General features: G+C 58.0%; 28 protein-coding genes and 1 pseudogene. 14 read left to right on the top strand and 15 right to left on the bottom strand.

What is annotated here, in order from left to right:
* Positions 1-5 precede the first annotated feature (5 nt).
* Positions 6-281, top strand: a complete 276-nt coding sequence (locus ABIE40_RS27420; protein WP_354541267.1) for a helix-turn-helix domain-containing protein — start codon at positions 6-8, stop codon at positions 279-281.
* On the opposite strand, the gene ABIE40_RS27415 is transcribed toward ABIE40_RS27420, so the two are convergent.
* The 3 genes from ABIE40_RS27415 to ABIE40_RS27405 form a co-directional block, all read right to left on the bottom strand.
* Positions 278-793 (bottom strand): sigma-70 family RNA polymerase sigma factor, encoded by a 516-nt coding sequence (locus tag ABIE40_RS27415; protein WP_112720362.1) that lies wholly within the window; start codon positions 791-793, stop codon positions 278-280. The genes ABIE40_RS27420 and ABIE40_RS27415 overlap by 4 nt on opposite strands.
* Positions 794-882: 89 nt before the next feature.
* Positions 883-1,311, bottom strand: a complete 429-nt coding sequence (locus tag ABIE40_RS27410) for a response regulator (protein WP_354541179.1) — start codon at positions 1,309-1,311, stop codon at positions 883-885.
* Between the two features lie 605 nt (positions 1,312-1,916).
* Complete coding sequence (locus tag ABIE40_RS27405) at positions 1,917-2,120, bottom strand: hypothetical protein (RefSeq protein ID WP_112720364.1); 204 nt, start codon at positions 2,118-2,120, stop codon at positions 1,917-1,919.
* Between the two features lie 556 nt (positions 2,121-2,676).
* Between ABIE40_RS27405 and ABIE40_RS27400 the strand changes: the two genes are divergently transcribed.
* Positions 2,677-4,605 carry a hybrid sensor histidine kinase/response regulator gene (locus ABIE40_RS27400; RefSeq protein WP_199629995.1) on the top strand — a complete coding sequence of 643 codons (1,929 nt, stop codon included), beginning with the start codon at positions 2,677-2,679 and terminating at the stop codon, positions 4,603-4,605.
* A gap of 684 nt (positions 4,606-5,289) precedes the next feature.
* The gene (locus ABIE40_RS27395) at positions 5,290-5,580 is read left to right on the top strand and encodes a hypothetical protein (RefSeq protein ID WP_199629994.1); all 291 of its coding nucleotides are present in this window, start codon (positions 5,290-5,292) and stop codon (positions 5,578-5,580) included.
* A 40-nt stretch (positions 5,581-5,620) separates the two neighbouring features.
* On the opposite strand, the gene ABIE40_RS27390 is transcribed toward ABIE40_RS27395, so the two are convergent.
* The 3 genes from ABIE40_RS27390 to ABIE40_RS27380 all read right to left on the bottom strand — a co-directional run bounded on the left by ABIE40_RS27390 (position 5,621) and on the right by ABIE40_RS27380 (position 6,875).
* Positions 5,621-6,121, bottom strand: coding sequence for a YciE/YciF ferroxidase family protein (locus tag ABIE40_RS27390; protein WP_199629993.1), 501 nt, complete (start codon positions 6,119-6,121; stop codon positions 5,621-5,623).
* 342 nt (positions 6,122-6,463) lie between these two features.
* The gene (locus ABIE40_RS27385; protein WP_112720368.1) at positions 6,464-6,673 is read right to left on the bottom strand and encodes a hypothetical protein; all 210 of its coding nucleotides are present in this window, start codon (positions 6,671-6,673) and stop codon (positions 6,464-6,466) included.
* Entirely contained in the window at positions 6,666-6,875 is a 210-nt protein-coding gene (locus tag ABIE40_RS27380) for a hypothetical protein (RefSeq protein ID WP_199629992.1), read from the bottom strand. Before ABIE40_RS27380 ends, ABIE40_RS27385 begins: the two co-directional genes overlap by 8 nt.
* Positions 6,876-7,081: 206 nt before the next feature.
* Here ABIE40_RS27380 and ABIE40_RS27375 point away from each other — a divergent pair, with 206 nt between their 5' ends.
* The gene (locus ABIE40_RS27375; protein WP_148194879.1) at positions 7,082-7,468 is read left to right on the top strand and encodes a response regulator; all 387 of its coding nucleotides are present in this window, start codon (positions 7,082-7,084) and stop codon (positions 7,466-7,468) included.
* A gap of 93 nt (positions 7,469-7,561) precedes the next feature.
* Here ABIE40_RS27375 and ABIE40_RS27370 read toward each other — a convergent pair whose 3' ends face one another.
* From ABIE40_RS27370 to ABIE40_RS27340, 7 genes are all read right to left on the bottom strand, one after another.
* Positions 7,562-7,924, bottom strand: a complete 363-nt coding sequence (locus tag ABIE40_RS27370) for a response regulator (RefSeq protein ID WP_112720371.1) — start codon at positions 7,922-7,924, stop codon at positions 7,562-7,564.
* 19 nt (positions 7,925-7,943) lie between these two features.
* Positions 7,944-9,383: a DUF7125 family protein gene (locus ABIE40_RS27365; protein ID WP_199629990.1), complete on the bottom strand. Its 1,440-nt coding sequence runs from the start codon at positions 9,381-9,383 to the stop codon at positions 7,944-7,946.
* A gap of 451 nt (positions 9,384-9,834) precedes the next feature.
* Positions 9,835-10,101 (bottom strand): hypothetical protein, encoded by a 267-nt coding sequence (locus ABIE40_RS27360; protein ID WP_148194878.1) that lies wholly within the window; start codon positions 10,099-10,101, stop codon positions 9,835-9,837.
* Positions 10,102-10,290: 189 nt separating this feature from the next.
* Entirely contained in the window at positions 10,291-11,862 is a 1,572-nt protein-coding gene (locus ABIE40_RS27355; protein WP_354541178.1) for an ATP-binding protein, read from the bottom strand.
* Positions 11,850-12,419 carry a hypothetical protein gene (locus ABIE40_RS27350; RefSeq protein ID WP_354541177.1) on the bottom strand — a complete coding sequence of 190 codons (570 nt, stop codon included), beginning with the start codon at positions 12,417-12,419 and terminating at the stop codon, positions 11,850-11,852. The genes ABIE40_RS27355 and ABIE40_RS27350 overlap by 13 nt, the downstream gene beginning before the upstream one ends.
* The gene (locus ABIE40_RS27345; protein WP_148194876.1) at positions 12,409-13,899 is read right to left on the bottom strand and encodes an ATPase domain-containing protein; all 1,491 of its coding nucleotides are present in this window, start codon (positions 13,897-13,899) and stop codon (positions 12,409-12,411) included. The genes ABIE40_RS27350 and ABIE40_RS27345 overlap by 11 nt, the downstream gene beginning before the upstream one ends.
* A 725-nt stretch (positions 13,900-14,624) precedes the next feature.
* Positions 14,625-15,071, bottom strand: coding sequence for a pyridoxamine 5'-phosphate oxidase family protein (locus tag ABIE40_RS27340; protein WP_199629989.1), 447 nt, complete (start codon positions 15,069-15,071; stop codon positions 14,625-14,627).
* A gap of 141 nt (positions 15,072-15,212) precedes the next feature.
* Between ABIE40_RS27340 and ABIE40_RS27335 the strand changes: the two genes are divergently transcribed.
* From ABIE40_RS27335 to ABIE40_RS27295, 9 genes and pseudogenes are all read left to right on the top strand, one after another.
* Positions 15,213-15,422, top strand: a complete 210-nt coding sequence (locus ABIE40_RS27335; protein ID WP_112720376.1) for a hypothetical protein — start codon at positions 15,213-15,215, stop codon at positions 15,420-15,422.
* A gap of 4 nt (positions 15,423-15,426) precedes the next feature.
* Positions 15,427-16,296, top strand: coding sequence for an alpha/beta fold hydrolase (locus ABIE40_RS27330; protein ID WP_130284356.1), 870 nt, complete (start codon positions 15,427-15,429; stop codon positions 16,294-16,296).
* Positions 16,297-16,400: 104 nt separating this feature from the next.
* Positions 16,401-16,757 (top strand): hypothetical protein, encoded by a 357-nt coding sequence (locus ABIE40_RS27325; RefSeq protein ID WP_130284354.1) that lies wholly within the window; start codon positions 16,401-16,403, stop codon positions 16,755-16,757.
* Between the two features lie 73 nt (positions 16,758-16,830).
* The gene (locus ABIE40_RS27320) at positions 16,831-17,310 is read left to right on the top strand and encodes a pyridoxamine 5'-phosphate oxidase family protein (RefSeq protein ID WP_130284352.1); all 480 of its coding nucleotides are present in this window, start codon (positions 16,831-16,833) and stop codon (positions 17,308-17,310) included.
* Between the two features lie 12 nt (positions 17,311-17,322).
* Positions 17,323-17,496: pseudogene (locus ABIE40_RS27315) on the top strand (DUF2934 domain-containing protein); the annotation flags it as partial.
* A gap of 551 nt (positions 17,497-18,047) precedes the next feature.
* Complete coding sequence (locus ABIE40_RS27310; protein ID WP_112720381.1) at positions 18,048-18,368, top strand: hypothetical protein; 321 nt, start codon at positions 18,048-18,050, stop codon at positions 18,366-18,368.
* A 177-nt stretch (positions 18,369-18,545) separates the two neighbouring features.
* A complete protein-coding gene (locus ABIE40_RS27305) occupies positions 18,546-18,773 on the top strand; it encodes a hypothetical protein (RefSeq protein ID WP_199629987.1) in 228 nt (75 codons plus the stop codon).
* A 110-nt stretch (positions 18,774-18,883) separates the two neighbouring features.
* On the top strand, positions 18,884-19,915 hold the full coding sequence (locus ABIE40_RS27300) for a YihY/virulence factor BrkB family protein (protein ID WP_210341278.1): 1,032 nt from the start codon (positions 18,884-18,886) through the stop codon (positions 19,913-19,915).
* A gap of 5 nt (positions 19,916-19,920) precedes the next feature.
* Positions 19,921-20,244 carry a hypothetical protein gene (locus tag ABIE40_RS27295; protein WP_354541176.1) on the top strand — a complete coding sequence of 108 codons (324 nt, stop codon included), beginning with the start codon at positions 19,921-19,923 and terminating at the stop codon, positions 20,242-20,244.
* A gap of 179 nt (positions 20,245-20,423) precedes the next feature.
* Here ABIE40_RS27295 and ABIE40_RS27290 read toward each other — a convergent pair whose 3' ends face one another.
* Positions 20,424-20,876 carry a hypothetical protein gene (locus tag ABIE40_RS27290; protein ID WP_130284342.1) on the bottom strand — a complete coding sequence of 151 codons (453 nt, stop codon included), beginning with the start codon at positions 20,874-20,876 and terminating at the stop codon, positions 20,424-20,426.
* Between the two features lie 182 nt (positions 20,877-21,058).
* Positions 21,059-21,262: a cold-shock protein gene (locus ABIE40_RS27285; protein WP_130284340.1), complete on the bottom strand. Its 204-nt coding sequence runs from the start codon at positions 21,260-21,262 to the stop codon at positions 21,059-21,061.
* 718 nt (positions 21,263-21,980) lie between these two features.
* Between ABIE40_RS27285 and ABIE40_RS27280 the strand changes: the two genes are divergently transcribed.
* Positions 21,981-22,847: a TIGR02587 family membrane protein gene (locus tag ABIE40_RS27280; RefSeq protein WP_148194871.1), complete on the top strand. Its 867-nt coding sequence runs from the start codon at positions 21,981-21,983 to the stop codon at positions 22,845-22,847.
* The last annotated feature ends 3 nt before the right edge of the window (positions 22,848-22,850 follow it).

Below are 22,850 nucleotides of genomic sequence, written 5' to 3'. Positions count from 1 at the left end.
AGCGCCTGGCGCGCTGGATATTGATGTGCCACGACCGCATCGACGGCGACCGTGTATCCCTCACACACGAATTCCTCTCACTCATGCTGGCTGTTCGCCGTCCAAGCGTGACGACGGCGCTTCATGTGCTTGAGGGCCGGCGATTGATCCATTCGGAACGCAGTCTCGTCGTGGTGAGGGATCGCCGCGGACTGGAACAATTCTGCCAGGGCTGCTACGGGCAGGCAGAAAGCGCCTATCGCGATCTTGTCGCAACGCTGCGCCCCAATGCTCCCAGCTAGGGCGTCCCACTCTTCAACTCGCCAAGGTCTTGCGCAATCCGCTCTCTTGCTCGGTTGACGCGGCTTTTGATCGTTCCGGTTGGACAATCGAAGTGCTCACTGGCGGCTTCATAGGAGTGGCCTTCGATGAACACGAACTCGAATGCCGATCGATAGGGTTCGGGCAGTTGGCCGCAGGCACGCTCGAGTTCATGGCCTCGCACGCGCCACTCCTGCTCGGGTGGGACGCTGCCACGTGAGGAGGCGCAATCTTCGGCGCCAAGAATCTCCCGCTTCCCGACACGAAACTTCGAGCAGAAAGTGTTTCGCATGATGGTAAAGAGCCACGACTTCAGCCTTGTGCCCTCTTGAAAGCGGTCAATGTGTGATAGCGCCTTGACCACCGTTTCCTGGACGAGATCGTCCGCTTCGGTCGGATTGCGATGAAAAGTCCTCGCAAAAGCGCGCAGAGCCGGCAACAGAAGGACCAGCTCATGCTCTATGTTCGACTGTCGATTGATTTTAAGGGCCATTGTGCACCTCCCGACCTCATCAAAGCTCAGAAGGTACCTTTGTTCCGGGTGAAAAGGGCAAGGTACGCAACCGTACCTAGGGATCGGTGCTAATGGTCACCTCTCGCGGTGCCGAAAAGCGCGACAGCAATGGCGCCGAGTTCCGTCGGCTTTTCGCAAAGATGATATCCCGCGAAGCCTTCGGGAATCTGGCTGCGGATATAAGCGGTCGCGAACACAAACGGTATTCCCATTGTCTGAAGCCGTTCGGCAATCGGAAAAACCGTCTCACCGTCAAGCCGGATGTCCAGGATCGCGCCGTCGATGGCACGCGTGTCGATTAATACCATACCGGCTTCGACAGAAGGCGCCGGGCCGACCACGCACCCTCCCGCCCGCTCAAGTGCCTGCCGCACATCGTCGGCGACGAAATATTCGTCTTCAACGATCAGGATATTCTTCCCAGTGAGCAGGCTAAGCTTCTGATCCACATTACCCTCCATGCCGCGCGAGGCACCGCCTCCGCGCGTCAGCGTCACTGTCCTTCCTGTACGTCGCTCGACGAGAACTGGATCGCCCGGCCTTTTGTCAGCCCATTCAATCTGAGGCAGCTTTCGTAATGGGCTTCGACCAGTGCAAAAGCATCCGATTCTCGCTCAGCTGCCTCGACATGCGGTTTAATGATCATCTTGATCCGTGGGTCAAGCCCGCCTTCCCATCGCATTGCCGCGGGCCGCCACCCACCTCAAAGATAACCCGCCCAAAACGGACGTTGCCGTCGAAGACATCCTGGGATCCGGTGCCTGTCCTGCGCCATTGATATTTCGATCGAAAGGGTTCCATCGCGTGGCTGTATCCCATATCGCTTCGTCGAACTACCGAGGCCGCCAGCAGTTCCATGGACGACAGCCCGGATGTTGGGAACCAGGCTGGTATTTCCACGTTTGACGGATCATCCCGATACCGAGGCGTTCCAATGACATGGATCATTTTGATAGCACTGCTGCTGATTGCCGCTGTTGCCGGACGAACATTATTGTACGTTGCCCTTGGGTATGCTGACTACCTTATCGAGCAAAGACGGCAGAAGGGTCTTATCCGGCGCGCCATGCGGCGACGGGATGGCCGAAATTGAACAGCAGTCTTAAACCGGGCCGTTGTCCGGCTCGATCATGTCTTCATTGCGCTCAAGAAACGCCTGCGCCTGATTAATGGCGGCCGTAATTTGATCCAGTTCGGCAAGATCTGCATCGCGGACAATGCTGGCGAGCTCCCGGCAGAACCGGATCAATTGTCCAATGCTCTCGGCATCGGCGCGGGTCAATCTTACCGTTCGAGGCTGGTTCATCGACAAATCGCCTTATCTTTCACTTCGCTGGCTTTTCCGTATGTGCGTGCCAGTCAGATAGTCTGCAGCGAAGCTTCCCTTTTGGAAAATCATGCTGGCTCCCGCGCGATAGAAAGCAAACGATAATTTTCCGATTTTGTTCAAGCGGAGATCGGTCCGATTTCGCTTCGCATAAGATCGAACGCCCTCTCTCTCGCAAAGTTCGATGGCTTTTAAGCTCTCGACGATGAGACAGGTCCGGGTGGTCTACAAAGTGCGGATAGCGGGCGAGCCCGTCCAGTCCCATGCTGATGGATCTTCAGTTCCGAGAGTGCGCGCCGTGGGGCTGTCGGTGCCGAGGCACCGTCCCACAGACCGGACATTCCCAAATCTCGAAGTACCGATGTCGAAAACTGTTGCAGCATTGCTACGCCGCTTCCGGACAACTTCAGCTTCGACTAGTAGATATGGTCCTTATGACCGGAATCGTACACAGCCTTGCCGGATGAACTGGTTGGACTAGATCATAGCGGTTATCCGAACCTCCATAGCGCAAAGTGATTTTGGGACTGCCAGCATGACAGATCTTGAGGGGAGCGACCTGGACGGCCGATATAGGCTCCTCGTCGATGCTATCACCGACTACGCCATCTATATGCTTGACCCGCAAGGGCGGGTAAACAGTTGGAGCATGGGCGCCAAGCGCTTTAAGGGATACGAGGAGGACGAAATCCTCGGTGAGCACTTTTCGCGCTTCTATACGCCGGAAGACCGGGCATCCGGCGTTCCCGCAACCGCACTGGAGACGGCAGCCACAACCGGCCGCTTCGAGGCCGAGGGCTTCAGGCTCAGAAAGAACGGGGAGCGTTTCCCAGCCCACGTCGTGATCGATGCGATCCGCGATAGTCGCGGATTGCTCCTCGGCTTTGCCAAAATCACCAGGGATCTTTCTGAGCGCAAGAAGGCCGAACAGATTCTCAAGCGTCAGGAAGAGCAGTTCCGCATGCTCGTTCAGGGTGTCACGGATTATGCGATATATCTGCTCGATCCCGATGGCCTGGTTTCCAGCTGGAACGCTGGCGCTCAGCGCATCAAGGGCTTTCTGCCCGACGAAATCATCGGGCAGCATTTCTCACGCTTTTACACCGACGAGGACAAGGCAGCGGGTCTGCCTTCTATGGCCCTTGAAACAGCCGCGCGCGAAGGCCGTTTTGAAAAGGAAGGCTGGAGGATCAGAAAGGACGGCAGCCGCTTCTGGGCAAACGTCATAATAGATGCCATACATGCCGATGACGGCAGCCTTGTCGGCTTTGCGAAGATCACCCGCGATATTACCGAGAAGCGGCAGGCCGAAGAAGCGTTGGCCCGTGCACAGCAGGAGCTCTTTCAGGCGCAGAAGATGGAGGCGGTCGGTCAGCTGACCGGCGGGGTCGCGCACGACTTCAACAATCTGCTGATGGCAATCCTTGGCAGCCTTGAGATCGCCCGCAAACGAACCCTGGCTGGGGAAAGTGTCCTCGATTTGATTGACAACGCCATCGTCGGCGCGCGAAGGGGCGCGTCTCTCACGCAGCGGCTGCTGGCATTCTCCCGCAAGCAGGACCTCAAACTTGAACCGGTCAAGGTCGCTGATCTTGTAAGCGGAATGACGGAACTGATGGAACGCTCGATCGGTCCGGCGATCGAGATCGTGAGCCGATTTGAGCCTGACCTGCCGGCAGTTCTGTCGGATGCAAATCAGCTTGAAAACGCTCTCCTGAATCTGGTCGTCAATGCGCGTGATGCCATGCCCGATGGTGGCACGATCACGATTAGCGCCGGGCGCCATAGCCTCACAGGTACCAACAGCCAGGGACTGCCATCGGGACACTATGTCTGTCTTTCGGTCGCCGATGAAGGAGGCGGCATGGATGACGAGACCCTGGAGCTTGCCACGACGCCCTTTTTCACAACCAAGGGAATTGGCAAAGGTACTGGACTGGGTTTGCCCATGGTCCAGGGCCTGATGGCCCAGGCAGGCGGGGCCCTTCATCTGAAGTCGGCGCCGGGCCTGGGTTGCACGGCGCAACTGTGGTTGCCAGTCGCGGCTGATCAGAACGAGCCGGCGTCCCATCTGCCAAGCGAACCGCTTGTCCAATCACCGTCGCAATTGACTGTTCTTGCCGTCGATGACGATGCTCTCGTCTTGATGAACACTATTCTGATGCTGGAAGATCTGGGCCACGAGGCCATACAGGCTGAATCAGCGGGGCAGGTGCTCGAGTTGCTCAAGGAAGGGTTCATTCCGGACGTCATCCTGACCGATCATGCCATGCCAAATATGACAGGGGCGGAGCTGATCCGAACAGTCAGCCTTTCGCACCCGTCCGTGGCGCTGGTTCTTGCCACAGGCTATGCGGAGCTGCCCGACGGCACGGCGCCACGCGTCGTGAAGCTCTCGAAACCATTCACGCAGGCACAGCTGAGTGTCGCGCTGGCAGCTGCCAGACCTGCCGCCCCTGCTTGATCGAATTGGAGAATGAAGGTTCTTCAGCCCCGTTTGCGTACATTCTATTTGTCGCTCTTTTGACCGGTCACTCCGTACTGATCTGCCAGCCGCTGCGCGAAGATGCGGTGGAACCCAGTGACGAGAGCCTGCCTGCCCGACAAGGGATCCGCTCGAGCGGATTGTTATCTTTTGGCATCCGAGATCTTTTGGCTCAGTGTGCAAGCTTTGATCGTTGCCGTGCAAACCGGTTTACAAGCTTCACGCGCGTTGATCCCATCTTTCGTCCCACTCGACACCTTCCTTAAGCTCGATCAATATTGGCATCGCCGAGATGATTACCGGCGATCTTAAGACAACGGGCGGTTCCGTCTCCTTGCCAGGAAAGACCATGTCCTCGTCTTCCGAACCTTGTGTTTCGAATGAATCCGCGGATTTGGTGACGGTAAGTTTGACGATCAAGTTCACCCTTACGCTCGCATCCGGCCTCCAATGTGAGGTAGTTTGTCATTTAGCAGACCCTTGAATAGTTGCTCAATCGAACCAGGGAACCGGAGAGTTGTTCCTGCCCACCTGTGGCCAGCTGTTGCAAATCAGCAATGACCGCCGCTAGAGTCAATCGACCATCGTCCGCCCCGCTATCGATGCCGTTGCGTCGAATCGGATTCTGATCCCAGTTAGGGTCGGGGTGACGGTGGAACGAAGATGGCATTCAGGGTGATCGAGGGTGGCCTCGCGGCCAATGGGTGGGTGAATGGAGACAATGCCGCTCAGGTTGATGTAGCGCAGGTCAGAAGAGAGGGCGCGCGTCGGCTGCGAGATTCGGGCTATGATCGGCTGGAGGCACGGCGGCGCATGACCGGTATTGCGGTGCCGCGTTCTGTTGATCACTTTCGAATGCAGATTGAATTTGTGGTAGGCGCCTTGTCACGCCTCGACCCAATTCCAGCGGATTTCCGGAACGACTGCTACTGGCCGATACTTGACAATGCCTGAGGTGCGAAGCGCTGCGACCGTGCCGCAGCGCTTCAAGATGTCAAGCTGCCTTGGTGCCCTTGGCGTTCGCCGCTGACAGTGCAAGTTCTGTCAGTTTCTTGTCGGTTGCCTCCTCCTCCGCAAGGTTCTGCTGGAGAAGGGTGACTGCCTGCTTGTGCCCGAGCTGCTTGGCCCATGCAATCAGCGTGCCGTAGCGCGCAATTTCGTAATGCTCTACAGCCTGCGCTGACGAGATCAGGCCAGCATCGAGAGCAATGCTTCCGTCGAATTCCTCGATGATTTCGTTTGCTTCTGCAATGATCCCCTGGATCGCCTCGCAGGTCTTGCCTCGGGCCGGCTTCCCAATGATCTCGAATACCTGTTCCAGGCGCTCGATCTGGCCTTGAGTTTCGTCGCGATGCTTCAGAAAACCTTTCTTGCCATCTTCAGACTGTGCAGCCCGGGCCATTTTCGGAAGTGCACGCAAGATCTGCTTTTCGGCATAATAGATGTCCTTGAGAGTGTCGAGAAACAGGTCGTCGAGGGTCTTTGCTGTGGCCATGTCGTTCTCCTTTTTACGTTTGCACGCGTCCAACAAACAGCGGCGTCCTTTGTTCCAAAAGTGGTGTTCCCGCTAGAAGCGGTGACAAATCGCGTCAACCACGACCAGCGGCATCATCACGATGACGGCACTAACCGCTACGAGATCGAGAACTTGAAGTCGCTCGGAGGAGAGTGCATCAGCCACGCTCCGGCGAACACTGGCACATCGCGTCATAAACGTTCGCATGCGTTTTTCGCCGCGTGGATCTTCGAAGGCGACGCGGCTTGTCCAACGAACGCTGATTTCCTGACCTTGATCACCGTCTTCAAGCTTCCTGATACAGCGGAGCTCCGGCTTGCGTCAGTGAGAGCGTCCCTCGTTCATTTCTGACGGGTCATAGTTGATGTCCCAGTCCTTCTCCGGCTTTTTGGAACCTGGAGGACGCTTGTGAGCTGTCGCATCCTCTGAGCCGGTCACGACAGTGGGCTTGGCGCTGTGGACGCCGGACGCCTTGCGGTCACCTTGTGATTTCGCAAACTGTCCGCGTGCATCCTTTTCGACGTTACTCATCACCGTTCTCCTTTGTCTTCAGCGCGTCGGAGACCTTTCTAGTCTCTGGGTCGCGATTGTTCTCGCCCAGGGCGTCACGGTCGCGATCCGGATCGTCCTTGGCTGGCATGTAGCCGCGCGGCGTGTTCGATTTAGGTCCTTCCCAACGCGGCGACTGGTCCGTCGTGCCGGGCATCCCGTCTTTTGGAGAATTCATTCCCATTTTGCTTCTCCTTGGTCGTTGTTCGAAACAGTCTAGAACTCTAACCCGTGGCTGACCGTCATGTTCCCTCGATACCCACGGCCGCGGCCTTCTTTCAAAAAATGTCCGGTTTCGGACAATGGCAGCCCGGCATTGACTTATCGTCTGCGCTCCGGCGCTCCCGTGCTATTCTCGTTTAGAGGCGTCTTTCATGAGGGAGAGTGGGCATGCGCGTTCTGGTTATTGAAGACGAGCCTCAGATGTTTCTTGAAATCGAGGAGGTCATCCTGCAGGAGGGCGGGGAAGTGATCGGGATTGCCACGACGCTGGCCGAAGCGCTCGAACTTGCGCCTCTCGCAGACGTTGCCCTCATCGACATCCGTCTTGGCGACGCAATGACCGGCCCGGAGATTGCCAAAAGCCTGGTCAATGGTTTTGGGATTGGGGTTGTTTATTTGACGAACGGTCAGGACGCGCCGAAGGGTTCCAGCGACGCGATCGGCGGCGCGGCAAAGCCGGTGACGCGCGAGGCTGTGCGACACGCCATACAACTGGCCGCAGCCATTCAGGCTAGTCCAGAGCATACCGAGCCGAACTCATCAAAAGCCCACTGACGGCATTTCAAAACTTCGGGACGCTCATAATCACTAGGCTAGACGACGAGCAGAGCTCTCTGTCTCTTCCGAAAACGTTTGGTGGATCTTTTATCACCTGTTGCCGATCAGACCGGCAACGGTCGCGATCAGCGTTTTTTCCCGATAAGGCTTGTCAAGGACGGCATCGAAGACCTCAGGGTGCGCTCGCCCGATGCTTCCCTGTGCGCCGCTTACCAGCACGATTGGAATGGACGAAAGAGTGGCATCAGCTCGCATAGCTTGAGCGAGCTCCAAACCGGTCATGAGCGGCATCATGAAATCCGTTATGACGAGCGCCGGCAGCTTTTGCTTGACAAGCGTCAGCGCGGCCTTTCCATGTGATGCGGAGGCCACCTCATAGCCCGCGTCCTCCAGCATCATTGTAAGGACATCTGCGAGCAGGAATTCATCCTCGGCTATGACGATCAGCGGCATCCCTGGCAGTTCCCTGTTGTCAAGCCGACCCCTGCGCCAATCCGGTAGCGGCCCCCGCGACCGGTTCAAGTGCCGCTCGAACCTCCATCCCACCCGGCCCGAATCCGATCTCATGGATGATCGGTTCAAACGCCCGGTCACGGACCTTCAGGACCGAAACAGTGCGCTTGTAACGCGATCCGATCTCTACATGGCGCAGCATTACCAGATTATCCAGGAGACTGGAGATCTCCGATCCTGGCGCCGTCACCGTGGGTCCGAAGAGATCTCGCAGTTCCCAGGTCGTGATTGTAGTAACGTTGAGCGCACGCAGTTCGTTCGTCAGAGCTGCGAAAAATTCGACCATACGCGGTTGATAAACCGCCCCACGCTCGAAACCGCCAAGGCCGTCGATCAGCAGCCTTTTCACGCCGCGCTCACGCACGGCGTCGAGAAGACGATGTCCGAGCTTGTCCAAGAGATTTTCGGTCATCGGATTCCAGATCATTTCGAGAGCGCCATTTTTGATCAGCCCTTCGAAATCGACACCCAGCGCGGCTGCCTTGCCGCGCAGGCGGGCAGGCGTCTCATAGAAGCCGAAATGAAGCGCCGGCTGCTCTTGCGTCGCAAGCGACAGGAAATTGATCCCGAGCGAGGTTTTTCCGCTTCCTGACGGTCCGAAGACGAGTGATACCGAACCTTCGGGCAAGCCGCCTCCGACCAATGCGTCGAAACCGCCCGTCCCGGACGAAACTGATCCAGTCGGCGCATGATCAGGCACGCTCGTATGAGCGAGAAGCGCCTCAACTCGGGGGAATACCGCCACGCCATCAGACGTGATCTCGAACTGATGGTGCCCGCCAAGTGCTGCGGTTCCTCTGGACTTCTTGACCTGGAGGCGGCGAACAGCGCGCACACCGCTCAACTCGTTATGAAGATCGATCACCCCATCGACCATCGTATGCTCCGGGCTTTCTTCGGCGATCCGGCTGCTGGTCAGGAATAAAACCGTGCAACCGACGAAGGCGGCCTGGCTCTGAACCTCGGCGACAAAGGTTTTGACGTCAAGCTGCGTATCGGCCCGATCACGCGCATTCAGGAGCCCGTCGAACACCAGCAGGGTGGCGCCCTGACGGGCGATCTCCTGCCGGATCAGCTTTACGACCGCCGACAGACCCTCATCACGCAGGGTCTGGAACACGCTGACATAGGTGACGTCGATACCGAGACGTGAACTGTCGAAAAACTCAAGAGTGCCAAGCGCCTGAAAGAGCCGCTCGTGCGTCTCTGCAAGGAGCGTGACGTAGAGCGCCTTGCTGCCCTTCTCGGCTGTCTTGAAGGCGATCTGATTGGCGAAGATCGTCTTTCCTGCGCCAGGGTGGCCTTGCAGGATGTATGATGCGCCGATGACGAGCCCTCCGCCGAGGACGGCGTCTAGGCCGGGAACGCCCGTTTGAAGTCTTGCTAGTGCCTGTGTCACAATTCTGGTTCCGTCAACTACCCCTGCCGCACCCTAGAAGGCTTGGCGCCATTTGGGAACACCCTATGATGAGGCCGTTGGCGAAGCGGCCGGTTCGGTCGACGATCCCTAGGCCTCTGCTGCAGGCCGAAGCTTTCTCCGGATTAATGAAAAATGAGAAGGACACCGGGCGACGCTTCCTATAAAGGCCGCGATCGCCGAATTTGCCGCACGATACCTCGTATCTCCGTCGAGGCGAGGGCAGGGGAAAGGCATTGCGGTCGATCAGCGGCGGTCGCTTACAATGCCCTTAAATATGATCGATCCGCTGAGCAAGGATGGCAAGGGCAGTTGTCTCGGGCGGCCGACCCTTCATCGATCGGGTTCCGGCTCAGGCCGAGTGGGTTGGTGTTCGCCCTGCTGCGCGCGAACGGCCGCACAGGCATTTGAATTGCCGCCGATAGGGGCAGACTTACATCGACGACGACATCACCACGTTCGGTGAGGGCGTGTCCGCAGCTTCGGCGCCGGGCTGAGGCGATGCCGATAGCGCGGCACGGACCTCATTTTCCTCCCATCCCGCCCGCACTGCCGATTCGATCAGTTCGACCATTTTCTCCGCAGATGACGATCGAGATGTCTCATCAAGATGTTTGCTTGCCGTCTCAAGACATTCCTTGAGGTTTGCCGCACGGGCAGCCGGGTCCTGACTGAAACGCGGGGAGGCGACGTAGATCATGATAGGCTCCTTTCTGATTAGAACAGAGGGAAGCGCTCGCGGTTCCATCCGCTTGCAGGGATTTCCGTGAGGCGTGGTCCGACCCCATGCTCGAACTGCTGTCGAAGGTGCGGTCCACTCGCGCTCACGCAGGAGCTGCAGCACGCACAGCGGCGGTCCTTGGAGCTTTAGTCTGTTCTGCCGATCAAACTATCGGCCGGGATTGTTGGCCAGCATCATCTCATTGATCTTTCCGGCAAGATCATCGACGGCGAAAGGCTTGCCGATCACCGCCATGTTGGGCCCAAGAAAACTTGCCTTTGTGGCAGCGTTTTCGGCATAGCCTGTCACGAACAAGATAGGAAGATCCGGCCGATATTGCCGGGCAATTTCCGCCAACTGTCGGCCGTTCATCCCAGGAAGGCCGACATCCGAAACCATGAGGTCGACCTTTTTTTCAGAGGCCAGAATACCGATGGCGGCTTCCGCGTTGGCCGCCTCGAAGGCGAGATAGGACAGTTCACCGAGCACGTCGCAGATCAGGAGGCGCACTGCGTCGTCATCTTCGACCACAAGGACGCTCTGCCCCCGTCCCTCCGGCGCCGCTTCTGGAACCATCGGTCCTTTATCATCGCTTGGCCCGTCAGCCGCCGGGAGATAGAGCTCGATCGTTGTCCCTTGTCCCGGCCTGCTATCAATGCGGACCTGGCCACCGGATTGACGAACAAAACGGTAAATCATCGACAGGCCGAGGCCGAGGCCGGTGCCCTGGCCGACCGGCTTTGTCGTGAAGAACGGTTCGAACACCTTGTTCACAACATCGGCCGGCATGCCGATACCGGTATCGCTAACGGCTAGCAATACATAGGTGCCCGGCTTCAAGTCTAAACTCCGCTCGCAGGCCTCGACAACACAGCGCCTGGCGGCAACTCTCAATCGACCGCCGTCTGGCATAGCGTCGCGCGCGTTGACTGCGAGATTGAGCAATGCGCTTTCCAACTGGTTAACATCGGCCAAGGCTGCCCCGGTCCCGGCCTCGACGTCGATCTCTACGCGTATGTTCTCCGGCAATGTCCTTTCCAGGAGTTCCCTGGTTGCTTCCAACTGCGGCGCGATCTCGACTGGTTTGGAGTCCAGCGTCTGGCGGCGAGAAAAGGCCAACAGCCGTGCGATCAGAGCTGCCGCCCTATTTGCCGAATCCACGGCGGCGTCCATGAATCTGTCGACGTCTTCGAGCCGTCCGCTTGCGATGCGGCGTTTTGCGATATTGATGCCCCCAATGATACCGGTGAGCATATTGTTGAAATCATGTGCGATCCCGCCGGTCAGTTGACCGACCGCTTCCATTTTCTGGGACTGGCGGAGGGCTTCCTCGGCAAGATTGCGAGCCGCCATTTCGTTTTCCAGAGCGGCTGTGCGCTCGGCAACCCGCTGTTCAAGCGTTCGGTTCAGGGTGTCGAGCGCCTCACGCTCCACACGCAGCGCCGCCTCCGATGCCGCAAGAGCGCTTTCCGTTCGCTTTCTTTCAGTAATATCGATCACGGTTCCGATGAAGCGCACCGCGCTCGCACCAGAAAATATTGCGCCTCCCTTTGCAGCGATCCAACGCTCCTTGCCGTCGTCAATGCCGATGGTGCGGTATTCGACTTCGAATTCGCCGCGCCCTGTGGGCTCCAAGGCAGCTTTGACGGCGTTGTCGGCGCGCTCCTTGTCCTGTGGGTGAAGTCCAGCGAGAAAGGTGCCCTCGTAGGAAATTTGCCGATCAGACGTCAATCCAAACATCGCCCTGCAGCGCTCGTCCCAACGCAAGGCCCCGTCGCAGGGTTATAATCCCAGGTCCCGATTCCCGCCGCACTCGTTGCTAGACGTAACCGCGTCTCGCTCTCATCGAGGTCCCTCAGGCGATCGCGCATCTGGAACTGTTTCTGCCTCAGCCGCATCGCCGATGCGATCGCACTGAAAAGAGAGGCGCTTCCGAGTGGCCGTTCGAGCACAACGCTGTTGCTCGACAAATCGAAGAGCGCCAGTTGCGACGAGCGTTCGCTGGGCATGCGCGCCGCGCGAGGCGCGGCCAAAAGAACGAATGGCACGTCAGACCAGGAGGGTTGAGCCTGAAGCGCTGACTTCAAGGTGTCGGCATTTCTTGCCAGCGCTTCTTCCGTCAGCAGGATCGCGCCGATCTGTTCGCTCATCATGCCTGCGACATCTTCGAGATCGCGGCAGATGACCGCCTCGTAGCCTTTATGCGTCAGGATCGATGAGACCGCATCCGCATCCCTGCCGAAGGGCGCGCAGATCAGGATACGCCGGCCTTCGGACGTCTCTGACCTATCGCTCACGATCTCGATCTTCCATCAAGGGATCCCGTATACCAAGATACTCGGGCGTACCGGTCAGAATGCCCCTGAACTGGGACAGGGGTTCGCCCACGCGGATCCCGCCCGCATCGACCCTCAATTCACGGATCGTATCCTCGTGCGCGCCTCCACGGTTCTTGAGTACCGAGACTGCCTTGCGCACCCGCCCCTCGGCTTCGAAAAACCGCAGTAAGACGACTGCATCTGCAATATAGGATATGTTGAGGCTCGTCGTCATCGCGCCGACGAGACCGGTTTGAGGATCGATCAGCAGCGTCACAACGCCTTTCTGACTGAGGTAGGACAGGAGCTCATGCATCTGCAGGATGAGATGCTGCTCCTGAGGCATGGCAGCGACATATCCGTTCAGGCTGTCGATGACGATCATCCGGGCCTTGCGCTCCTCGACCTCACGTCGCACCCGAAATGCAAATTCACCGGGCGAAATCTCCGCGGGGTCGATCTGTTCGACGCAAAGCGTGCCATTCGCAATATGCTTCTCCAGATCGAAACCGAAGGCTTTGGCGCGAGCCATCAATGTCCCTATCCGCTCGTCGAACTCATAGACGGTGGAGGGTTCACCCCGCTCGCAGGCCGCATGCAGATATTGCAGCGCGATCGTCGTCTTGCCGCTGCCAGCGGGGCCGGTCAGAAGCGTGCTCGTGCCGCGAAGAGGTCCGCCGTCAAGCAGGTTGTCGAGCCCCTGCACTCCGCTCGGCGTGACCTCGTCGGCAAATTCACCGTGGTGAGTAGCCGCAATCAGTCTTGGATAGATCTGCAGCCCGCCTGTCCTGATCGTGAAATCGTGATAGCCGGCGATGAAATCAATGCCGCGAAGCTTCTGGACCTGCAGTCGCCGCCGCGCGGCGCCGAAGTCGAGCGTCAGCCGCTCAAGGGTTATAACGCCATGGCAGAGACTATGCAGATGAGCGTCGCGGCCATCGGCTTTGCCGGTCATGTCATCAACTAGGATCACCGTTGTGTCGCGTCCCGAGAAGAACTGCTTGAGAGCGAGCACTTGCCGGCGATACCGTAGCGGATCCTGTGCGAGCAGGCGCATTTCCGACAAGCTATCGAACACGACGCGCTTAGGCTTAACCCGCTCCACCTCTTCTTGGATGAGCCTGATCGTCTCGCCGAGCTCCATCTCCCAGGGGTGTAGGATCGACTGGTCACGGCCCTCACCAAAAATTTCGGCAGCGGAGTCGAACTCGAACACGTCGAACTCGCCACTGTCCCATCCATGAGATGCAGCAACGGCCGCAAGCTCTTCAGCCGTTTCTGACAGGGTTATGTAAAGGGCCTTTTCGCCGCGCCGCACCCCTTCGCGAAGAAATTGCAAGGCCAGCGTCGTTTTGCCGGAGCCAGGTGCGCCTTCCAGGAGATAAAGTCGTCGTGGCGACAGGCCGCCTTTGAGAATGATGTCAAGGCCTGCATTTCCGGTTGAAATAGTGTCAGGCAACGTTATGGGTCCCAGATATCAATTGGTTTTTTTCAAGAAATATGATCGATCCACAATCTGGCAAGCCCGTTCGCTCGTCTCGGGCGGGAATCTGTCGCTGATTGGCACCTGCATCCACTGCGACCAGGTTCGTTATGACGCTCAGCCTCGCACGCTCGCGAAACCAGCGGATGACCTAGACGACTAATAAAAATCCCCGACGACGTCAGTCATCGGGGAAATTGGGCGTGCTGAAAACAGAGAGCAAGGACCGCCGGGTTGCATCGAAAAAGCCGGGGTCTCGTTAGATCCGCGTCACTTCGCCCGGCGGCTAGACATAACGTGTCAGCGCTACCATTGTTCCCGCCGTACAAGAAAGAAATCTCACTCCAGGCGATAGCGGCCCTACTCCCTCAGTCGCGGACGCAACATCACCGTCCGGACGAGGTCATGTCCCAATGCATCGGTGATCAACGCCGAAGCAATTTTCTTGTCGCAAGCTGGACCGTTCAGAGCCGGTGGACATAGCTGCAACCGTTGACATGTTACGGCTCAGTCGTCCGTGAGGTCCATGTCAGGATCCCCTCTCGGCGGCCTCACCTCCCAAAACGATGTGCTTCGTTTCAACCCCGCTCTAAGCTGTGCCGTTCTCCACTATTCGGCCGCCAAAAGCTCGCTATCGAACGGCGGCGGGCGAAACCTGACTGTCCTCCCGAAGTGTGGCTAGTTCTTATCCCGAGCCGTTGCTACGGCTTGGAAGACAGTACGACATCGCCGTTTTCTTCACCGTCCCAATAACGGATAGATGCAGCCGAAACCTTTATGAGAACCAGGCCTGGCGTCTCGGTCCCTTCCGGAAACCAACGCTCTAGACCGGAGGACCAGTGATCCTCGAACATCGCCTTGTCGCGGATGACGGAAGCGCCTCCCTCAACCGCGATGAAGATCCCCGGTTTGCCCAGCAGGCTTGGGGGAGCGGTGAAGGTCAGCAAAACGTCATTTATCCCCTCGATCTCGCTGACCTTGTGGGTGTCTTCGTAGGAGAAAAACCACGAGTCCCCGTCATACTCGACGTCGCCATTGTTACTCATCGGCCGGGTGGCAATCCTGCCGGCGCCGGCGTTGGTGCAGAGCATGCAAAAGTCAATTTTCCTCAAGTGCGAGGACAGGTCCTCAAGTGTCATTGACGGCATGATGTCCTCCTGGGCGTGACTGAGATCCTATAAGTATCACAGGCTCCCGAATGTTCCGACGATGCGAAACACGCTGAAAATGGCAGGTCCGCCGGAACCTGGATCATTTCTCGGTGTTTTCGCAAGGAAAGGAGCACAGCCATGATGACCCAATCGAAACAGCTTGCAGAGGAGTACCGCCGGCTCGGCGGCCGCAGGCTCGCCAAGGTTGACGATAACATCGTCAGTACGCGGGCATGGGATGAGGATACTCCCGAGGCGGAAAGGTTCTGGCAGGAGCATGTTGCTCCTCTCGATGAAGAAAAACGTCGGGAAGTCGAGCTCCATCTGCCGTCAATCAGCGAACGCTGACGATATGCCGTTTTCCAATTTCGAACTTAAAACGGTAGATGTCGATGCCGGTGCCATCCGCCTCAGAATTGGTGGAAGCGGGCCGCCCTTGCTTCTGTTGCACGGCCATCCCCGCACGCACATGACATGGGGCACCGTCGCCGAAATCCTCGCGCCGTTTTTCACCGTCGTCTGTCCCGATCTGCCTGGTTTCGGCAAATCCTACATACCGCAGGACGCGCCCGATTCGATCCATTCGTCAAAGATGGAAAAGGCTAGATCGCTTCGCCAGCTGATGGATAAGCTTGGTCTTCCGTCCTTCTTTCTCGCCGGGCATGACAGAGGGAGCCTGACGGCGTTCCGGCTGGCCATGATGTGTCCCGACATTGTGCGAAAGCTCGTGATCATCGATGGCCTGCCTGTGCTCGAACATCTCGAACGCGCCGATTGGCGGTTCGCCCGCGACTGGTATCACTGGTTCTTCTTCGCCCAGCCCGGAAAGCCCGAGCGGGTCATCTCCGCAGATCCCGAAGCCTGGTACGACAAGCTGTCGCCCGACGTAATGGGGGCTGAGGCCTATGCCGACATTCGTGAGGCCATCCATGACCCAGCCGTAATCCACGGGATGATCGAGGATTATCGAGCCGGGATCCGCGTCGATCATATCCATGACAAGCAGGACCGGGAGGCGGGCCGCAAGGTTTCCTGCCCAATGCTTTGTCTTTGGTCACTTCGCGACGACCTGCAACAAATCTACACCGATCCCGTCGCGATATGGCGCAACTGGGCCAGCGACGTCAGCGGCTTCGGGGTCGACAGTGGGCATCATGTCGCAGAAGAAAATCCAAGAGATCTGGCTGCCGCGATCAAGACATTTCTCCTCACTGAGGATTGAGACGCGTCGGTTCGCATGGAACTTTTATGGCGCGTCATATTTGTAACTCGTGATCTCGGATCCGCGCCTGCTACCCGCGTCAAGCGACCGCGAAAGGAAAGACTATGAATAACAACCACCGCAGCAGTGAAAGAGTGACCGAAACGGCGACTGAGGCAAGGCAGGGCCGATGGGGCAGGCCGGTGTTCCTGGTCCTTATCGGTGGCCTGGTCCTTGCCATGATCGTCTGGGTAGGTGTCGATATGTGGGGCGAGAGCATAGACACTGACAAAACCTCGACGGCCGCAACTGCGAATGACCCCATCAATGCCCAGCCCTCAGGAGAAGGGACCTTCGACAATAATGCCGCCGATGGCAGCGCGCCCCCGCCGAAGCAGACAGATCGTTCGCCCTCGCCGAGCGGCAACGGCGGCGGTCCGACACAGGTCACCACACCGTCGGGCACCGAGAAGGTTCAATGAGGTCATGTTCGGACGCAGGCGGCATAGTCTGCCCCCGCACTTTATTCAATGAAAACAGTCAGGAGACTTTTAAATGACGGATCATGACGAACTGCACAAGGTATGGGACCTTTCAGAGAAAATTGGCTTCTGCATGCTGACCACAAAGTCGGGAAGCGATCTACGCGCCCGTCCGATGTCGGCATATGCCGAAAGGGTCGACAACGCCTTCTACTTCCTTACCGATGTCGACAGCCACAAGGATGACGAAATCGAGCGTAACCCGGCCGTCTGCCTCGCCTTCGCAGACAGCAAGGGGCAGAAATACGTCTCGATATCGGGCATCGCGGAGGTCCAGAACGACCGGGAGAAGATCCGGGATCTCTGGGCAACCCCCGCCAAGGCATGGTGGGATAGTCCCGAAGATCCCTCGATCCGCATCCTCAAGGTAACGCCGAACTTCGCCGAATATTGGGATAGTCCAGGCACCATCGTCAGCTACATCAAGATGGCTGCCGCTGCTGTATCCAGCGCCAAGCCGGATATGGGCGAGAATGCCAAGGTACAAATGTAGGTCGAGGCGGTCATGGGTGTCGACAGACAGGAAATAATCCGCCGGCGCGCCTTCGAAATATGGGAGGACGAGGGGCGTCCGGACGGTGCCGACCAGCGACATTGGCTGCAGGCGGAGGACGAGCTCTTCGGCGATGATGATCACGAAACGATGCAGGAACTGCTCGATGAGGACGATCATGACGATGACCTCGCATTTGGCAAGTCTGCGACAGCTAAAAGTCACTCGTTCGAGGCGGGGCCAGCCGGCCACGCTCAAAAGGAGACGGATCTCATGGCAAAACAAAAAGGCGACGGCCTCAATGGTTTGTTGACCGAATTGGGCGTTCTGCCTCCGGAGCGGGATGGGCTGACAACCCTGACCGTTGATCAGCAGGAAGTGCTGAACGCCTATCAGTCGGGCCGGATGGAGGAGGCTGATTTTCAGCGTCATCTCGCAACCGACACTGTGCTCGCAGATCATGTCCGCTCATCGCTGACGGCCGGCCGCGATTAAGCCACCCGGCAGCCAATTTCGATCTCGCCAAGCAAGGATCACCAACGCGTCATGACACCTTTGGTTTCGCTTGCTCAGCCTGAGCCGGCGATAGAACTTCTGACGATAACCAGTACAAGGCGGAAGTGAGGCAACTGCCGTAGGACTTGGGAATTTATTGTTGCTGCCGGTGGAACCAGGCATCGTTGCGTAGGTTTGGCAATGGTTACCAACTCAGAAAACTCCCACGGAGGAAATTCCCAATGCGTATCAAACTTATTGCGGCATCCGTCGTCGCACTCGCTATGGCAACGTCTGTATCCTACGCGCAGTCCAACCCGGTTCCCAATCACATGGCAACCGATAAGAACGCCAACGAGGATGCCGGCGGCGGCGCTGGAAGCAGCGATTCTTCCGGCACCAAGACCATGAAGCCGATGGGCACAGACTCGACGATGACCAACAGCACGACCGAACAGACCAAGTGTAAGGACGGCTCGAACGCCAAGGGCGCTCTCCAGACCCAGGCCGGCAAGGGTGATGCGACGCCACAGGATCAGGCCTGCGGCGAAAACAACAACTGACAGATTGTAACTGACGACAGGGAGGCCGGATCATCTCCGGCCTTTTTCCGTTTGCACAGCATTGAATGTTTTGCCGGAGGTCCACTCTTTGCGGGTTCGGCAACGCCAGCCGGAACCGATTGGCTTTACAAATGTTTGTGAGGAGACAAGGAACCCGCCCGTCGCCTGGAGGCCTGGATGAGTAGTGATCAATGGACACCGGAACTCTTTTCTGAAGCCTGGTCCGCCGGGATAGCAGCTGTCGTCGATGAGCGAATAACGCCCTTGCAGCATCTCGTTGTTATGTCATCGCCGGGAATCGATCGATACGACACAACGGACGGTCCGCTGAAACGCGAGATGGATCAGGTATTGGAGATTGGCCTCGCCAAGCTTCAAAAAAGTGGCGAGGCAGCGCCGGGCTAACGTTCGTAAAGTTGCGCTGAAGACCAGCAAGCGTTCCTTCGCGAAAGAATACGGAGCCGATCAACTTGGGCCTGTCGATCAAACGATATCTTGTCCCTCTCGCCGGCGCGATGATGGCCTTAGCCGCGACGCGGCTCGTAGTTCGCCTCAGCAGCCGGGGTGATCCCTGTCGCAATATCGCGACCGAAGATCCTCATGGAAGGGATGCCGAACGGCCTGAGGCGATACCCGCCCGGGGATTAGTCGATGTTTTCTGGCGCGTCTACGAAGAAGTCTTGAGGGACAGGGTTAGTCTGATCGCCGCCGGCGTCACTTTTTATCTGTTTTTGGCACTCTTTCCCGCCCTTGGCGCGGTCGTCGCACTTTACGGGCTTGCGGCGGATCGAGCGACGATGGCCCAACATATCCGGGAGCTCGCCGTTCTTCTCCCGCCAGGTGCCTTCGACATTGTCGCAGACCAGATCCAGGAGCTTTCGAAAAAGCCGAACGGATCGCTCGGCATTGCCTTCTTTGCGGGCTTCGCGATCGCTTTGTGGAGCGCCCACAATGGAACGTTAGCGCTTTTTGATGCGATGAACGTCGCCTATGAGGAAGACGAAAAACGGACCTTCTTGTGGCGCAACCTGACCGGCCTCGCGTTTACGCTTGGCGCTACGATCGTGGTCATTGCAATGATCGGGTTAGTCGCGGGATTGCCGATCGTCCTCTCCTACGTGTGGCTGGGGGAGGTGCCCGAAGAGATCGTGCTGATGATACGCTGGCCGGTTCTGCTTGCGATCTTCTTTTGCGGCATCATGGCCCTTTACCGCTTTGGCCCAAGCCGTGAACCCGCCAAGGTGCGCTGGATGACCTGGGGTGCTGCGATGACGACGATCGCCTGCGTGGCAATGTCGCTCTGCTTTTCCCTCTATCTCGACCGGTTCGCAGACTACAAGGCGACATACGGGGCGCTTGGCGCGCTAATCGGCCTGCTGGTCTGGACCTGGCTTTCTGTCACGATTCTGATCGTTGGCGCCGAGCTTAATGCCGAGCTCGAACATCAGACGGCGAGAGACACGACAACTGGCGCTCCGCTTCCAATGGGAGTGCGCGGTGCCTTCGTCGCCGACAGCCTCGGAAAGACCTCTGGTCAGTCCGGCTAAGCTTCATGGTTAAGCTGGGCGATCGACACGGCCTCAAGATCGCCGCGGAGCGTGCGAATAGCGTCGTTTCGACCCTGGGCCGGATCTTCAGAATCTTTAGCGACGTTCCGCAAGGAAACTGGCGTTCGTTATGCGAAGGAGCAGTGATGTTAGAAACCGATAGCAAGGCAAGCAAGAAGGAGCGCCGCCTGGGCGATGTCTCACGTTTCGTCGAAGCGCAGGAGCAGGCTGATAGCAGCTCGATTGCCCCTGCCGCTGTACAGCCAGCGGGACGAAGAGATGAAAACGCGTGCGCGCTCGTCGATCCTGTTTCCGCTGCGGCGCTATGAACGGAAATTTGCATCTGGACCCTGCAGTCGACGCCCTCGCCGATGCCGCCGCAGGTGCAGTTATGGGTAAATTTCGATGAGTTCGCGCTCGATGATCTTGAGAGGGTCTTGCGCGACGAGTGGCGCATGCGGGGCCTGCCGTTCAACGACAATGCAGGCCGTAAAAACCATCCTCGTAATCAGTCGCGTTGCGTTGGTCGAATGGTGTCGACGCTGATCTGGCCGTCCAGAACACCGCGCTTCACGTCGGTGCGGCCGTGAGCGATCTCAATCACGGTGTAGAGCTTATCGTCGCGGAAGGAGCTGGCATTTGCTGTCGTGACGTCTTCTGCAGGCGCAGAATCGATCTCCATGTAATCAAGTTCGCGGCTGGCGGCGACGATCCGCGCGTCACCGGAGGTGCGCGCTGCCACAACAACCACACCATGACCCGGTGCGTTCGCCCATCTCGGATCGCCTGGACCCGCAATCGGCTCCAGGCGATAGATGGAAAGAGGTTCCGCGCTCAGATCGGCGCCGGCAGCGGTCGCGTCCTCGATCTGAGCCTTGCTCTCGACAGAGCTTCCAAACTCGACCTGGCTGGTCGCGGTGTTGATCTCTTCGGTATTGCCGGTCCTCGAGACGTTCGACATGATGTAGGAACCTCCGTTTTCGCGTTAATCTAACGACCGCGAAGGTCGGCGGTTCCGCCATACGGCGCTCCGATCGAAGAAATTGTCTACGGGCTGGGATGCCATCTACCTTTCGCCGAACGAGGGCCGCTTACGATGCAGCCGTCGATCCCCGGCCACCTGCGCGGCCGGGGCAGGAGCAGTCAGCCCAGTCTGACATTTTCGGCCTTGGATTTGCCGGTCTTACGGTCCTGGCCGACGTCGTAAGTGACTTTGTCGCCATCCTTGATCGATCCCTGACCGCTGAGCCCGCTGACATGGACAAAGACATCCGGTCCGCCAGCGTCCGGGGTGATGAAGCCGAAGCCCTTGTCCTGGTTAAAAAACTTCACTGTTCCTGTTGCCATTTCTTCCTCGGAATATGTCGGTCCAGACGTATTCACTTTAGGCAGGCAACCGGGTGGGCACAACGGCCTTTTTGCAAGTGACACAATGAAAGAGGAAGGAACCCAATTGTGTCTTAGCTGGCTTGATCGGTTGGACGAAGAGCGGGCACGCGTGGTGAGAGGGGAAGCAAACGACGAGTTTCGATCTTGATGCAGGCCGTGCCTTCCCGGGTAGATCGCACTATCTGTGATTTGGGCCAGCGCTGAAGATGCTTCAGATGCCCCGAGCTTTTCCAATGAACCGAACTTCGGCGATCTAGGGTTCAGCGTGACTGAGTATTGGGTGCAATGCTCTGCGGACATCCACCGATGTCCCAGAGAACAACATTGTCTGGTTCAATTACCATAGGCGGGACCCTCTACAGGGCAGTGTTTATTTCTCACCATCGGAATGCGCGCATGGCCTCTCACTCGCCTGTACAGTGCGGCCGAGTCGAGGCTCAAGAGACGCGGTGTCACGGGGCATCGAAGCTATCTCTGAAGAGCGTCGGGCACGGTTCGACCGAGGGGTGGCCCAGATCCGGGCCGAGACGACGGCCAAGACTTGGATCAGATCGCTGAGCTCGTCGGTTGCGTCTTGCGAATTGGAGCGAGGGCGATGACAATCCTGCAGTCAATCCATGCGAAGAGTTAAGGTTTGCTCCTCGCCAAAATCGATTGGCCTCCTACCTCTAGGAAAATGGCGGTAGCGAAGACGGAAGCGCAAACAAGCGGTGAATGGGATGGCAAGGCGTTTACCGCAGGCCTTGGACGAGGTTTTGCCGGGGCATTGATCTTTGCTCTGCCGATGTTCATGACCATGGAGATGTGGGAACTGGGTTTCTACATGGATCGCTGGCGTCTGCTGCTCCTTCTGATTGTGAACGTCCCGCTTCTTATCCTCCTTTCGGACCGCGTCGGGTTCGAACAGACGTCGACGTGGCGCGATGCAAGCCGTGATGCAGCGATCGCTTTTGCCATTGGTATCGTGTCGTCGGTGGCGATCCTTCTCGCTGTCGGCGTGCTTAAGGCTGGCCAGCCTGTCTATGAGATTGTCGGAAAGATCGCCCTCCAGGCGGTACCAGCCAGTATCGGCGCTCTGTTGGGCCGAAGTCAGCTCAATGGCGACGAGAGTGCCAAAGGCGATGAAGGTGATCCGGTGCAGGAAGGCCCCGCCGACTATAGCGGCGAGATGTTCTTGATGGCGCTCGGGGCCTTGTTTCTCGGCCTGAATGTCGCTCCGACCGAGGAAATGATCCTCCTGTCCTTCAAAATGAGCCCATGGCATGTTCTTTGCGTCATTGTCATCTCACTGGCGGTCATGCATGGTTTTGTCTACGCTGTCTCGTTCAAGGGGGGCCATGAGATCGGCGACAAGGTGCCCGCCTGGCACATCGTGGTTCGGTTCACATTGCCGGGATATGTCATCGCGCTGTTGGTCAGCGCCTTTTGCCTCTGGATATTCGAACGCTTCAGCGGAACATCTGCATCGGCGATTCTCCCGGCCGTGGTGGTCCTTGGGCTTCCGTGCTCCATCGGTGCAGCGGCCGCACGCCTGATTTTGTAGGAC

It is taken from the genome of Rhizobium sp. OAE497, assembly GCF_040546565.1.
Lineage (GTDB): Bacteria > Pseudomonadota > Alphaproteobacteria > Rhizobiales > Rhizobiaceae > Rhizobium.
Note: the sequence above shows the minus strand (reverse complement) of the source record. Positions and strands in the feature narration are given on the sequence as shown.